This window comes from Bradyrhizobium sp. S3.12.5 (assembly GCF_040548225.1).
Lineage (GTDB): Bacteria > Pseudomonadota > Alphaproteobacteria > Rhizobiales > Xanthobacteraceae > Bradyrhizobium > Bradyrhizobium cytisi.
Genome location: NZ_JBEPRF010000022.1, coordinates 1 through 13553 on the forward strand (window position 1 = coordinate 1; position 13553 = coordinate 13553).

General features: G+C 64.4%; 10 protein-coding genes. 3 read left to right on the plus strand and 7 right to left on the minus strand.

Annotated features, from left to right (window positions below; genetic code table 11):
• The first annotated feature begins 268 nt into the window (after positions 1–268).
• The 3 genes from ABIC09_RS28060 to ABIC09_RS28070 all read left to right on the plus strand — a co-directional run bounded on the left by ABIC09_RS28060 (position 269) and on the right by ABIC09_RS28070 (position 4829).
• Positions 269–1135, plus strand: coding sequence for a beta-keto acid cleavage family enzyme (locus tag ABIC09_RS28060; protein WP_354031443.1), 867 nt, complete (start codon positions 269–271; stop codon positions 1133–1135).
• 107 nt (positions 1136–1242) lie between these two features.
• The gene (locus ABIC09_RS28065) at positions 1243–2859 is read left to right on the plus strand and encodes an acyl-CoA carboxylase subunit beta (RefSeq protein ID WP_354111269.1); all 1617 of its coding nucleotides are present in this window, start codon (positions 1243–1245) and stop codon (positions 2857–2859) included.
• Positions 2856–4829: an acetyl/propionyl/methylcrotonyl-CoA carboxylase subunit alpha gene (locus ABIC09_RS28070; RefSeq protein WP_354111270.1), complete on the plus strand. Its 1974-nt coding sequence runs from the start codon at positions 2856–2858 to the stop codon at positions 4827–4829. The genes ABIC09_RS28065 and ABIC09_RS28070 overlap by 4 nt, the downstream gene beginning before the upstream one ends.
• A gap of 98 nt (positions 4830–4927) precedes the next feature.
• Here the strand turns inward: ABIC09_RS28070 and ABIC09_RS28075 are convergent, their stop codons facing one another.
• From ABIC09_RS28075 to ABIC09_RS28105, 7 genes are all read right to left on the minus strand, one after another.
• The gene (locus ABIC09_RS28075) at positions 4928–5914 is read right to left on the minus strand and encodes an ABC transporter ATP-binding protein (protein ID WP_354111271.1); all 987 of its coding nucleotides are present in this window, start codon (positions 5912–5914) and stop codon (positions 4928–4930) included.
• Positions 5911–6918, minus strand: a complete 1008-nt coding sequence (locus ABIC09_RS28080; protein ID WP_354111272.1) for an ABC transporter ATP-binding protein — start codon at positions 6916–6918, stop codon at positions 5911–5913. Before ABIC09_RS28080 ends, ABIC09_RS28075 begins: the two co-directional genes overlap by 4 nt.
• Positions 6918–7811 (minus strand): ABC transporter permease, encoded by an 894-nt coding sequence (locus tag ABIC09_RS28085; protein ID WP_354031448.1) that lies wholly within the window; start codon positions 7809–7811, stop codon positions 6918–6920. Before ABIC09_RS28085 ends, ABIC09_RS28080 begins: the two co-directional genes overlap by 1 nt.
• 9 nt (positions 7812–7820) lie before the next feature.
• Positions 7821–8768 carry an ABC transporter permease gene (locus ABIC09_RS28090; RefSeq protein WP_354031449.1) on the minus strand — a complete coding sequence of 316 codons (948 nt, stop codon included), beginning with the start codon at positions 8766–8768 and terminating at the stop codon, positions 7821–7823.
• A 43-nt stretch (positions 8769–8811) separates the two neighbouring features.
• Entirely contained in the window at positions 8812–10410 is a 1599-nt protein-coding gene (locus ABIC09_RS28095) for an ABC transporter substrate-binding protein (protein ID WP_354084297.1), read from the minus strand.
• Positions 10411–10570: 160 nt separating this feature from the next.
• Positions 10571–12121 carry an AMP-binding protein gene (locus ABIC09_RS28100; protein WP_354111273.1) on the minus strand — a complete coding sequence of 517 codons (1551 nt, stop codon included), beginning with the start codon at positions 12119–12121 and terminating at the stop codon, positions 10571–10573.
• Between the two features lie 19 nt (positions 12122–12140).
• Positions 12141–13295, minus strand: coding sequence for an iron-containing alcohol dehydrogenase (locus ABIC09_RS28105; protein ID WP_354111274.1), 1155 nt, complete (start codon positions 13293–13295; stop codon positions 12141–12143).
• Positions 13296–13553: the final 258 nt, after the last annotated feature.

The following is a 13553-nucleotide window of genomic DNA, read 5'->3' on the forward strand; positions in this document are numbered from 1 at the left end:
ATCAGAGGCCTCTCAGCCAAATTAGGCCAAAAACCAGCGATCATCCGCTTCCGCTTCAGCATCGCAGCGTAACCGCGAGATTCTTGCCCAGCCTCGAAGCGTGCCCACCATCTTCATCGAGCCTCGAAACGTGGTGGGCACGGCGCTAGGGCGCCTTTGCCCACCCTACGACAGCTCGCGTTTAGCTAGCTTCTCCGCGCAAGAAGCCGCATGCCGCTCATCACATGATCGCCAACGTTGAATTCTCAACGTGCGAGACATCAGTGGTATGAGCGACAAGGCCGTCATCACCTGCGCGCTGAACGGCGTGCTCACCGACCCCAAGCAGCACAACGTGCCCGTGACGCCCGAGCAGATGGCGCGCGAGGCCAAGGCTGCGTTCGATGCCGGCGCGTCCATCATGCACATCCATTTGCGCCAGCAGGCGCCGGACAAGGGGCATCTGCCGTCCTGGGAAGTGAGCGTAAGCAAAGAGATCCAGCAGGCGATCCGAGAAGCCTGTCCCGGCGTCATCATCAACCACACCTCGGGCGTCTCGGGGCCGAACTACTCCGGCGCGCTGAATTGTATCCGCGAGACCAAGCCGGAAATCGCCGCCTGCAACGCCGGCTCGCTGAATTATCTGAAGGTGAAGGCCGACAATACCTGGGCCTGGCCGCCGATGATGTTCGACAACGCGGTCGAGAAGGTGAAGGACTATCTCGACGTCATGAACGCGGTCGGCACCATCCCCGAGTTCGAATGTTTTGACGTCGGCATCGTCCGTTGTGTCGGCATGTACCATCAGGTCGGCATGTACAAGGGCCCGCTCGAGTATAACTTTGTGATGGGCGTCGCCTCGGGGATGCCTTCGGATCCCGATCTGCTGCCGATCCTGATCAAGCTGAAGCGGCCCGAAGCGCATTTTCAGGTCACGGCGATCGGCCGCGAGGAGATCTGGCCGCTGCACCAACGCTGCGCCGAGCTCGGCGGACATCTGCGCACTGGCCTGGAGGACGCCTTCTATCTCGCCGACGGCAAGAAGGTGACGTCGAACGGACAGCTGATCGAGGCCATCGCCGCCTGCGCCCGCCGTGCTGGCCGCGAGCTCGCAAGCCCCGCCGAGGCGCGGAAGATCTTTGGAACGAATCGCTAGCTATCGCCTCACCCGTCACAGCGAGCGCAGCGAAGCAATCCAGAATCCTTCCGCGGTGACAGTCTGGATTGCTTCGCTTCGCTCGCAATGACGAGCAGGAAACTGTCATGTCCATTCTCGAAAACACCATTTCCCCCGGCAGCGCCGCCTACCACGTCAACCGTGACGGCATGCTCGCGCTGATCGACCGCATGCGCGCGCTGGAGGAGCGCACGCGCGCGGCATCCGCCGCGGCAAAGGACCGCTTCCACAAGCGCGGCCAGCTGCTGCCGCGCGAGCGCGTCGCGCTGGTGCTCGATCCCGGTGCGCCCTTCATCGAGCTGTCGACGCTCGCCGGCTACATGTTCGACGTGCCGGATGTGAACAAGAGCGTGCCCGGCGGGGGCGTCATCTCCGGCATCGGCTTCGTCTCGGGCATCCGCTGCATGGTCAGCGCCAACGACGCCGGCATCGACGCCGGCGCGCTGCAGCCCTACGGCCTCGACAAGACGCTCCGGGTGCAGGAGCTCGCGCTGGAGAACAAGCTGCCTTACGTGCAGCTCGTCGAGAGCGCCGGCGCCAACCTGCTGCGCTATCGCGTCGAGGACTTTGTCCGCGGCGGCAACATCTTTCGCAATCTCGCACGGCTGTCGGCGGCAGGCCTTCCAGTTGTCACCGTCACGCACGGTTCATCCACCGCCGGCGGCGCTTACCAGACCGGTTTGTCCGACTATATCGTCATGGTCCGTGGCCGCACCCGCGCGTTCCTTGCGGGGCCGCCGCTGCTGAAGGCCGCGACCGGCGAGATCGCGACCGAGGAAGAGCTCGGCGGCGCCGAGATGCACACGCAAATCTCCGGTCTCGGCGACTATCTCGCGGAGGACGATCGCGATGCGCTGCGCATCGCGCGCGAGATCATGGCGGCGCTGGAATGGGAGCGGCCGGGCATGGCGGCTCCGCAATTCAAGCCGCCGCGCTACGATCAGGACGAGCTGCTCGGCATCATGCCGATGGACCACAAGCGCCCCGTCGACATGAAGCAGGTGATCGCGCGCATCGTCGATGATTCCGATTTCACCGAGATGGCGCCGAACTACGGTCCTGCCACCGTCTGCGGCCATGCCCGCATCGAGGGTCAGGCGATCGGCATCATCACCAACAACGGTCCGCTCGATCCCGCCGGCGCCAACAAGGCGACACATTTCATCCAGGCCTGCTGCCAGACCCGCACGCCCATCCTCTACCTCAACAACACCACCGGCTACATGGTCGGCAAGGCCTATGAAGAAGCCGGCATGATCAAGCACGGCTCCAAGATGATCCAGGCAGTGACCTCGGCGACGGTGCCGCAGATCACCATCTATTGCGGCGCCTCGTTCGGCGCCGGCAATTACGGCATGTGCGGGCGCGGCTTCCATCCGCGCTTCTGCTTCTCCTGGCCCAATGCCAAGACCGCAGTGATGGGCGGCGAGCAGGCCGCCGAGACCATGGCCATCGTGACGGAAGCCGCCGCCGCGCGCCGCGGCAAGCCGGTCGAGAAGGACAGGCTCGATGCGATGAAGGCGCAGATCGTCGGCGTGTTCGACGGCCAGATGGACGTGTTCTCGACCAGCGCCCGCGTGCTCGACGACGGTGTGATCGATCCGCGCGACACCCGCGCAGTGCTGTCCGAAGTGCTCGCGATCTGCCGCGAGGGCGATTCGCGCACGCCCCACCGCATGCAATTCTCGGTGGCCCGCCCATGAGGAACGGATCAGTGCAGCACCGGCCGTTCTTCAAGATCCTAGTCGCCAATCGCGGCGAGATCGCGCTGCGCGTGATGCGCAGCGCGCGGCAGCTCGGCCTCAGTGTCGTCGCCGTCTATTCGGATGCGGATCGCGATGCGCTTCATGTGCGGCAGGCCGATCAGGCGGTGCGGATCGGCGAAGCCCTGCCGGCGCAATCCTATCTCAACATTCCCGCGATCATCGCGGCGGCCAGGGTGAGCGGCGCGGATGCTGTGCATCCCGGCTACGGCTTCCTGGCCGAGAACGAGGAGTTTGCGCAGGCCTGCAAGGATGCCGGCCTCGTCTTTATCGGCCCGTCGCCGCAGGCGATCGCGGCCATGGGCAACAAGGCCGGCGCCAAGGAGATCATGAAGAAGGCCGGCGTTCCTATCGTTCCCGGCTATCAGGGTGCCGACCAGGGCGACGAGGCCATGCTCGCGGAAGCCAAAAAGACTGGCTTCCCCGTGATGATCAAGGCAGTTGCCGGTGGCGGCGGCCGCGGCATGCGGCTCGTGACCGACGCTGGATCCTTCGCCGATGCCCTGAGCAGCGCGCGGTCGGAAGCGAAGGCGGCGTTCGGCGATCCCACCGTCATTATCGAGCGCGCGATCCGCAATCCCCGGCACATCGAGATCCAGGTGTTCGGCGACAGTCATGGCAATGCCATCCATCTCGGCGAGCGCGACTGCTCGGTGCAGCGACGGCACCAGAAGCTGATCGAGGAGGCGCCATCGCCGGCGGTGACGCCGGAGTTGCGTGCGAGAATGGGTGAGGTCGCGGTCGCGGCCTTGAAGGCGTTGCGTTACGAGGGCGCGGGCACACTGGAATTCCTGCTCGATGAGCGCGGCGAGTTTTACTTCATGGAGATGAACACGCGGCTTCAGGTCGAGCATCCCGTGACCGAAGCGATCACCGGGCTCGATCTGGTGGAGCTGCAATTGCGCGTCGCGCGCGGCGAGCAGCTCACCGTGAAGCAGCAGGACATCAAGTTCGTAGGTCACGCCATCGAGGTGCGGCTCTGCTCGGAAGATGCCGCGCAGGATTTCATGCCGCAGTCCGGCCGCATGGCGCGCTGGCAGGTGCCTGATGGCATCCGTGTTGAGCATGCGCTGCAATCAGGCTCGGAGATCCCGCCGTTCTACGATTCCATGATCGCCAAGGTGATCAGCCACGGCGCCACGCGCGAGGAAGCGAGAGGGCGGCTGATCGTCGGCCTGGAGCAGCTCACGGCGCTTGGTGTGACCACCAATCAGGCGTTCCTGATGTCGTGTTTGCGCCATCCTGGGTTTACCAGGGGGGAGGCGACGACGGCATTCATTGGCACGCATCGCGAAGAGCTGCTCGCGCCGCGCGCGGACGCCGCATTCGATACGGCGCTGGCGGGCCTGCTGCTCTACGTTACAAATCCGCGCGCGCCGTCGGGGCGCAGCGGCCGGAGCTTGTCGGCAACGTTCCCGCTCCCGGCGAAAATCGAGATCGCGGGTCACGTGCTTGAGCTCGACGTCACGCGTGAGCGCGATGGCAGCTACACCGTCGCCACCGGCGGTCGCCAGGACAAGTTCGAGATCGAGCAACTCGATCCTGACACGATCCGCTTCCGCCACGATGGCGTGATGGACAGCGCAAAATTCCTGCGCGACGGCGATCGGCTCTACCTCCAGCACCGCGGCATCCCGCTCGCGGTGACCGATCTAACCCTCGCCGCGCCGAAGGCCGCAGCAAGCAATGGCGGCGACGGCAAAGTCCGCGCCGCGATGAACGGGCGCGTCGTCGCTGTTTTGGTCAAGCCGGGCGACCGCGTCACCGCGGGCCAGCCGGTGATGACGCTGGAGGCGATGAAGATGGAGCACGTCCACAAGGCTGGCATCGACGGCGTGGTTTCGGCGATCGACGTCGCCGAGGGTGAGCAGGTCACGACGGGCAGGATCGTGGCGGAGATCGGGGTGTAACGTTCTCGTGTCCCGGACGCGCGAAGCGCGAGCCGGGACCCATACCTCAGCGCGTTCCCGTGTGGCCCTGGGTCCCCGCTTTCGCGGGGACACGAGACCTAGGCACTTCGCCCCGTTCCCTCATTCAACAAGCACGCCACCTGATGCCCGTCGCCTGCGTCCATCAGCACCGGCCGCTCCGTTCTGCACCGCTCCATCGCAAACCGGCAGCGCGTGTGAAACGCGCAGCCGGGCGGCGGATTGACCGGGCTCGGCACGTCGCCGTCGACCAGCGGCGCGAGCTTCTTCGCCAGCGGATTGGCGACCGGCACGGAGGCGAGCAGGGCCTGTGTGTAGGGATGGCGCGGGTTGCGGAACAGTTCGTCCTTGCCGGCGATCTCGACGATGCGGCCGAGATACATCACCGCGACGCGGTGGCTGATATGGGCGACCACGGCGAGGTCGTGCGCGATGAAGAGATAGGAGAAGCCGTGTTGCTTTTGCAGGTCGATCAGCAGATTGATCACCTGCGCCTGGATTGAGACATCGAGCGCGGAGACAGGTTCGTCGCAGACTATCAGGCGCGGGTCCAGCGCGAGCGCCCGCGCGATGCAGATGCGCTGGCGCTGGCCGCCGGAGAATTGATGCGGAAAATTGCGCATCTGGTCGGGCCGCAGTCCCACCTGTTCGAACAGCCTTGCGACGCGCGCCTCTAGGGCCTTGCCGGTTGCGAGACGATGGACCGCGATCGGCTCGCCGACGATATCGCCCGCGGTCATGCGCGGGTTGAGCGAGGCGAACGGGTCCTGGAACACGATCTGCATCGAACGGCGATGCCGGCGCAGCGCCGTCTTGGACAGATGCGTGATGTCTTCACCGTCGAGGCGGATCTGTCCCGAGGTCGGCTCCACCAGCCGCAGCACGCTACGCGCCACCGTTGACTTGCCGCAGCCGGATTCGCCGACGAGGCCCAGCGTTTCGCCGGCATGAAGCGAAAACGAGATGCCGTCCACCGAGTGTACGGTGCCGACCTGCCGGCGCAGCACGCCGGCGCGCACCGGATAGTGCTTCTTGAGGTCGGTGACTTCGAGCAGTGCGCCGGTCATGCCACCTCCGCTACGTCAGCCGCGCGCCAGCACGCGGCGAGATGGCCGCCGCCCCAATCGGTCAGCGGTGGAGATTCGGCCTCGCAGCGCTTCACTGCAAGCTTGCAGCGCGGTGCGAAAGCGCAGCCTTTCGGCAGCCGCACCAGCGACGGCACGGTGCCGGGAATTTCGTTCAGCCGCTCCTGCGCGGCAACACCAGAGGCCGGCACCGCGGGGATCGAGGCCATCAGTCCGCGCGTGTAGGGATGTTTTGGCGCCGCGAACAGCGCCTCGACACTGGCTTCCTCGACCTTGCGGCCCGCATACATCACGATCACGCGCTGCGCGGTCTGTGCGACGACGCCGAGGTCATGCGTGATCAGCACGAGGCCGGTGCCGAGCTCCTTCTGCAGATCGAGGATCAGCGCCAGAATCTGTGCCTGGATGGTGACGTCGAGCGCGGTGGTCGGCTCGTCCGCGATCAGTAGCGCCGGCCGGCACGCCAGCGCCATCGCGATCATCGCGCGCTGGCGCATGCCACCGGAGAGCTGATGCGGATATTCGCGCGCGCGCCGCGCTGGCTCAGGGATGCGCACCAGCCGCAGCATCTCGACCGCGATGGTCTGCGCCTCCTTCGAGGATACGTTCCGGTGCAGCCGCACCGCTTCCACGATCTGGTCGCCGATCCGCATCACCGGATTGAGCGAGGTCATCGGCTCCTGGAAGATCATGGAGATGCGATTGCCCCGGATCTTGCGCATCCCGGCTTCGTTCAGCGCCAGCAGATCGGAGCCTTCGAGCGTGACGCTGCCGCCGACAATGCGCCCGGGCGGATCGGGCACCAGCCGCATCAGGGAGAGCGCGGTGACGCTCTTGCCGCAACCGGATTCGCCTACAATTGCGAGCGTCTCGCCACGGCTCACGGTGAAGGATACGTCGTCGACCGCCTTGAACAGGCCGGAGTTGGTGAAGAACACCGTCTTCAGGTTCTTCACCTCGAGCACGAGATTGGAGGTGTCAGTCATCAGCCGCGCTGCCGGGGATCGAGGATGTCGCGCAGGGCGTCGCCGAACAGATTGGCGCCGAACACGGCGAGGCTGATCGCGATACCCGGGAAGATCACCAGCCACGGCGCGGTGCGGACATATTCGGCGGCGGATTCCGACAGCATGCGGCCCCATGACGGATAAGGCTCGGGAATGCCGAGACCGAGGAAGGAGAGCGAGGCTTCGGTCAAAATGGTTGAGCCGAGCTGGGCGGTCGCGAGCACGATCAGCGGCGCCAGCGTGTTCGGTAGCACGTGGCGAAGCGCGATCCGCGCCTCGCTCATGCCGATCGATTTCGCTGCCTCCACGAACGGTTGCTCGCGCAGCGCCAGCGTGTTGGCGCGGGTGACGCGTGAGACGGTCGGGATCAGCGGAATGGCAATGGCGAGGATGACATTCGGCAGGGATGGGCCGAGTGCCGCCGTCATGATCAGGGCCAGAACCAGCAGCGGCAGCGCCTGCAAGATGTCGGAGACGCGCTGGAACACGAGATCGACCCAGCCGGAGAGATAGCCGGAGGTCAGACCGACGATCACGCCGATCGTGCCGCCGAGCGCGGTCGAGCCGATCCCGACCGCGAGTGAAATCCGCGCGCCATGGATGATGCGGCTGAACACGTCACGGCCGAAGGAATCCGTGCCCATCCAGTGGACGAGACTCGGGCGCATCAGCGCGTGGGCGGAATCGACGGTCAGGGGATCGTAGCGCGCGATGAAATCCGCGAAGATCGCGGTGAACACGAACACGATCATGATAATAAGGCCAGCCGCACCCAGCACGTGCCGCTGCGCCAGAAAGAACACACGTCGCCAGCCGACGGTCGCATGCGCGCCGGCCCGCCTCAATTCAACGTCAAAATCGATCGCGGCCAAGCTGGTCTCCTAATCCGTGTATCTGATACGCGGATCGAATACGGCGTAGAGCATGTCGACGATGAAATTCGCGCTCACCACCACGACGGCAATCAGCATCACGAGGTTCTGCACGATCGGATAATCCCGCCAGCGGATCGCCTCGACCAGGAAGCGGGCCACGCCCGGTATGTTGAACACCGTCTCCGTGACGATCAGGCCGCCGATCAGGAACGCCGCTTCGATGCCGATCACGGTGATGACGGGCAGAATCGCGTTCTTCAGCGCATGTCGGTAGTTCACCGCGGCATCGGAGGCGCCCTTGGCGCGGGCGGTGCGGATATAGTCCTGTCGCAGCACCTCCAGCATCGAGGATCGCGTGATGCGCATGGTCAACGCGGCGCTGCGGAAGCCAACGGCGGCCGCAGGCACCGCATAGGTCGCGAAAGCTTCGAGCCACGTGGCCGGATTGGGGTTGAAGATCGGGATCTGGCCGAACATCGCCACCGAGGCGGTGAGGATCAGCAGGCCGAGCCAGAACGAGGGCAGCGACAGTCCGCTCAAGCTCACCACACGTAGCGTGTAGTCGAGCCGAGTGCCTTGCTTGACCGCGCTGATGACGCCGAGCGGAATGCCGATCGAGGCCGAGAACAGCAGCGCGAGGCCAGCGAGCCGCGCGGTGATCGGAATCCGCGGCAGGATCTCCTGAAGCGCCGGCTTCTCCGAGACGTAGGAGTAACCGAAGTCGCCGCGCAGAAAACCGCTGATCCAGTGCCAATACTGTACGATCAGCGGCTGGTCGATGCCGAGCTCCTTCTCGAGATTGGCCTTGTCGGCGGGATCGACATAGCCGGCCGCCGCGAACAGGATGTCGACGATATTGCCGGGCACGATGCGCAACAGGAAGAAGATGACGACCGAGATCCCGAACAGGGTCACGAGCATCAGGAACAGGCGCCGCACCAGATAGGCAAACATCACCCGCCTCCGTCGAGCCTGCTAGTCGCTTGCCTGGCTTGCGCTACTTGTCCAACCACACGTCCTCATAGCGAAAACCGTTGTAGGAGCTGTTCGACATGATCGTGACCCCCTTCACATAAGGCTGCCAGCAGGTGCCGGCCCGCGCATGAAAGATGATGGGGCGGGCGACGTCCTCCTGCAGCTTCTTGTCGATCTCCCAGACCAGTTGCTTGCGTTTGTTAACGTCGGTCTCCTGCGACTGCAGGTCGAACAGCTTTTCGATCTCCTTGTTGCAGTAATTGGTATAATTTCGCTCGGAGCCGCAGGAATAGTTCTCGTAGAATGACTGGTCCGGATCGTCGACGGCGTTGCCGGTCAGATTGAGCCCGAGCATGTAATCCTTCCGCGCGACTTTCGGGAACCAGTTCGCGGTCTCCACCACGTCGAGCTCGCCGTCGATATAGATGCTCTTGAGTTGGTCGATCAGGATCACCGCGGGATCGCGATATTCCGCGAGATTGCGCGTCGAAACCTTCACCGCGAGATGCTTGTCGGGGCCGTAGCCCGCCTTCTGCATCAGCTTCTTCGCTTCATCGCGGTTCGCATTCACGTCCGGGCCATAGCCCGGAATGGTTTCAAGCCTGTCCTTGGGCATGCCCCAGATGCCTTGCGGCGGAGGCAGCATAGTGCCACCGATATCGGCCTGGCCTTCGAACAGGATGTTGACGAAGGCCTTGCGATCGAGTGCCAGCGCCATCGCGCGGCGGATGTCAATGTTGTCGAATGGCGGCGCGGTCGAATTGACGATGATGTTGGTCGAAACGTTGGTCGGTTCGACGACGCAAACTGCGTTCGGCGCCTGCGATTTGATATCCTTGAGGAGCGGGATGGTGATATGTGTCGGGAAGGTCATGTCGAACTTTCCGGCGACGAAGGCAAGAATCGCGGTCGAGCGGTTGGTGATGATCGTGTACTCGATGCCGTCGAGATACGGCAGTCCCTTCTTCCAGTAGTCCGGATTTCGAACAAGCTTGATCGATTCATTGGCCTTGAACTCGACGAATTTGAATGGCCCGGTCCCGATCGGATGGGTGCGCATCTCTGCCGGCGAGACATGGCAGGGATAGACCGGCGTGTAGCCGGAGGCGAGCATCGCCAATAGCGAGGGTTGCGGCCGCTTCAGGTCGAAGGACACCTCGAAATCGCCATTGGGCGTGACGTCGTTGACCTCGCTGTACCAGGTCTTCCGTGGATTTTGTCGAAGCTTCTGCTGCGATTTTCCCATGAGCAGATCGAAGGAGCATTTGACGTCAGCCGATGTGAATGGCTTGCCGTCATGCCACTTGACGCTCTGGCGCAGCTTGAACGTCAGCTTCTTGTAGTCGCCGCTCCACGTCCAACTCTCGGCCAGCTCCGGCCTGATGCTGTCAGGACTGTTCTGCGCCATGTGCTGGTCGTAGATGACAAGATTGTTGAACACTCCCATGAACGGCACATTGACCGAATAGGTCGCACCCTCAAGGATGGAGGCGTTCGCCGGGCTGTCGCGGTGGTACATCCGCAAAATGCCGCCCTGCTTGGGCTCGCCGGCGAAGCTCGCGGTCGAAAACGCCAGCAAACATAGCGCCGCCGTCGCGGCGAGCGCCCACACGCTCCGCATCCTCGGTCTCCCTGGACATCGGCCTTTTGTGGCCGTTTGTCAGGACGATAGCGACGCGCGCCGAGCGAGGCAACCGGCAAGGCCGCTTGCTCTCTTGGCAATTCGGATGACGAAAGGCCGCAGGGGTGTTTCTCTCACAAGGTGAGAAAGGTTCCTCCGCTCACATGATCCGTGACGTCTTGTTGCCCCAATACCGGTCCCGCAGCAGCCGCTTGTAGAGTTTCCCCGTCGGCAGGCGCGGCAACTCCTTCTCGAAATCGACTGACCGCGGCACCTTCTGCCGCGACAGCGACGCCGCGCAGAAGGCGATCAGCTCCTCGGCGAGCGCGTCATCCGGCATCACGCCCGGCATCGGCTGCACCACCGCCTTCACCTCCTCGCCGAGATCGGCATTGGGCACGCCGAAAACCGCGGCATCCGCGACCTTGGGGTGCGTGATCAGCAGATTCTCGCATTCTTGCGGATAGATGTTCACGCCGCCGGAGATGATCATGAAGGTGGCGCGGTCGGTGAGATAGAGGAAGCGATCCTCGTCGACATAGCCGACATCCCCGACCGTGCTCATGCTGCCGTCGGCCGAGCGCGCCTCCCTGGTCTTCTCCGGGTCGTTGAAATACTCAAACGGCGATCCCGTCTTGAACCAGACCTGGCCGGGCGTGCCGGTCGGGCACGGCTGCATGTTCTCGTCGAGAATGTGGAGGTCGCCGAGCAGCACCTTGCCGACGGTGCCGCGGTGGCTAAGCCACTCCTGGCTGTTGCAGGCGGTAAAGCCGAGGCCTTCGGTCGCGCCGTAATATTCGTGGATGATCGGCCCCCACCATTTGATGATGTCGTCCTTCACCAGCGCCGGGCAGGGCGCGGCGGCGTGGATCGCAATCTCGAGCGATGAGAGGTCGTAGCGGCCGCGTACGTCCTCCGGCAGCTTTAGCATCCGCGAGAACATCGTCGGCACCAGCTGGCTGTGGGTGATGCCCCATTGTTGCACGAGCTGGAGGTAACGCTCGGGGTCGAAATTCTCCATGATGACCACGGTGCCGCCCATGCGGATCGTCAGATTGACGGCAGCCTGCGGCGCCGAGTGATAGAGCGGCGCCGGCGACAGATAGACCATGCCCTCGCGGTAGTGCCAAAGTTTGGTGAGGAAGTCGAACAGCGTCAGATTGTGCTTTGGCGGCTCCTCGGGAAGCGGGCGAATAATGCCCTTGGGGCGACCCGTCGTGCCCGACGAATAGAGCATGGAGGTGCCGAGCCACTCATCCGCAATCGGCGTCTTCGGCAGATCGGCGGTGACATCCGCGAGCCCAACGATGCGGTCACTCTCGCCGGGGCCATCGGCGACGATGCAGAGCTTGATGTCGGGGCAGGCCTGGATTGCCTCCCGCGCGATGTCGAGCTTTGCAACGGACGTGATCAGGATCTTGGACTGGCTGTTGACGAGGAGATAGGCGAGCTCGCCAGGCGTCAGGAAGGAGTTGATGCAGGTGTAGTAAAGCCCGGACCGCTCGCCGGCGCCGCAGGCTTCGAGATAGCGGGAATTGTTCTCCATGAAGATCGAGTAGTGATCGAGCCGCCTCAAGCCATGCTTGCGAAGCAGATGCGCGAGGCGATTGCTACGTGCCTCCAGCTCGCGATAGGTGACGGCCTCGCCCGTCGCCGCCATGATGAAGGCGGGTTGCAGCGGGCGTAGACGGGCATGCTGACCTGGATACATCAGTCCTCCGGCTTGAAAATCATGCAGCGAGAAGCAGGATTTCGCGCACCTGCGCAGGGCTCTCGATCTTGCGCGGATTGCGCGGAATCCAGTTCGTGCGCATCGCCTGTTCGGCGATGGCATCGAAATGCTCGGGCGAGACGCGGACGTCGGCGAGGCTGCGCGGCATGCCGAGCGAGCGGATGAAGGCATCGAGCACGTCGGCGGCGTTGTGGCCGGGGAAGCCCATGGCGGCGGCGACGATCATCTGGCGTTCGGCATTGTCGCGCGCATTCCAGCGTATCACCGCCGGCAGCATAATGCAGGAGGTGTAGCCGTGCGGTACGTCGAAGGCGGCACCCAGGACATAACCGATGCCGTGGCTCGCCCCCATCGGCACGCCGGCGGCGAGTGCGCCCATCGACAGCCAGGTGCCGATCTGCGCATCCATGCGCGCGTCGAGATCGCTCGCGTCGGCCTTCACCCGCGGCAGCGCATCGGCGAGCATGGCGAGGCCCTTCACCGATTGCGCGTCGGCATAAGGGTGGGTCTCGCGCGAGCAGATTGCCTCGACGCAGTGATCGATGGCGCGGATGCCGGTCGAGAGAAACAACCATTCCGGCGTGTGCACGGTGATGGCGGGATCGAGGATTGTCGCGCGCGGCACGGCGAGCGGATGCCGCAGCATCTGCTTCACATGCGTGCTGCGGTCGGTGACGCCCGCGATCGACGAGAACTCGCCGCCGGCAATCGTGGTCGGCACGCTGATCTGGCGCACGGTCGGCGGCGTCATCTCCGGTGCGACGCCCTTGTGCACGCGGATACGCTCGATGCCGTCGATATCGTCGATGCCATTGGCGAGGCAAAGCTGCACCGCCTTGGCGCCATCGGTGATCGAGCCGCCGCCCACGGTGACGATCAGGTCCGCGCCGGCCTGGCGCGCCGCATTGGTGGCCGCGATCACCGCCTCGCGCGGCGTGTGTGCCGGCATCGCGTCGAACAGCCCGGCGCAGCGGGCGCCTAGCGCCTGGACGATTTTTGCGATCTCGTCGGTCTGCCGGTTCAGCGTGCCCGAGACCATCAGGAAGGCCCGACGCGTCCCCAGCCGGTCCATCTGCGCGACAACTGCCTCAGCCGCCGGATGGCCGAACACGACCTCCTCGATCGCGCCGTAAACGACACGTCCCTGATGCACGCCTGTCCTCCCCGGACAATTCCGTCTTGTTTTGTAAGGGTAATCTAGCCGAGCCCGCCGCGCCCGTCATGTGCGAAGACGCTGGCGCTTTTTCGTCTCCCTCTCCCCGTTCTTACGGGTTCAGGGCGGGGTGAGGGGCACTATCGGCCGGGCGGGAGACAGTCGGACGCGCGGAGGGTCCCCCTCACCCGGATCGCATCTTGCGATGCGCTCCGGCCTCTCCCCGCAAGCGGGAGAGGCGAAGAAAGATCGCCGCGC

Excerpts from the sequence above, each read along its gene's own strand:
- ABIC09_RS28060 (WP_354031443.1), top strand. The coding sequence starts at position 269 with ATGAGCGACAAGGCCGTCATCACCTGCGCGCTGAACGGCGTGCTCACC.
- ABIC09_RS28065 (WP_354111269.1), top strand. The coding sequence starts at position 1,243 with ATGTCCATTCTCGAAAACACCATTTCCCCCGGCAGCGCCGCCTACCAC.
- ABIC09_RS28070 (WP_354111270.1), top strand. The coding sequence starts at position 2,856 with ATGAGGAACGGATCAGTGCAGCACCGGCCGTTCTTCAAGATCCTAGTC.
- ABIC09_RS28075 (WP_354111271.1), bottom strand. The coding sequence starts at position 5,914 with ATGACCGGCGCACTGCTCGAAGTCACCGACCTCAAGAAGCACTATCCG.
- ABIC09_RS28080 (WP_354111272.1), bottom strand. The coding sequence starts at position 6,918 with ATGACTGACACCTCCAATCTCGTGCTCGAGGTGAAGAACCTGAAGACG.
- ABIC09_RS28090 (WP_354031449.1), bottom strand. The coding sequence starts at position 8,768 with ATGTTTGCCTATCTGGTGCGGCGCCTGTTCCTGATGCTCGTGACCCTG.
- ABIC09_RS28095 (WP_354084297.1), bottom strand. The coding sequence starts at position 10,410 with ATGCGGAGCGTGTGGGCGCTCGCCGCGACGGCGGCGCTATGTTTGCTG.
- ABIC09_RS28100 (WP_354111273.1), bottom strand. The coding sequence starts at position 12,121 with ATGTATCCAGGTCAGCATGCCCGTCTACGCCCGCTGCAACCCGCCTTC.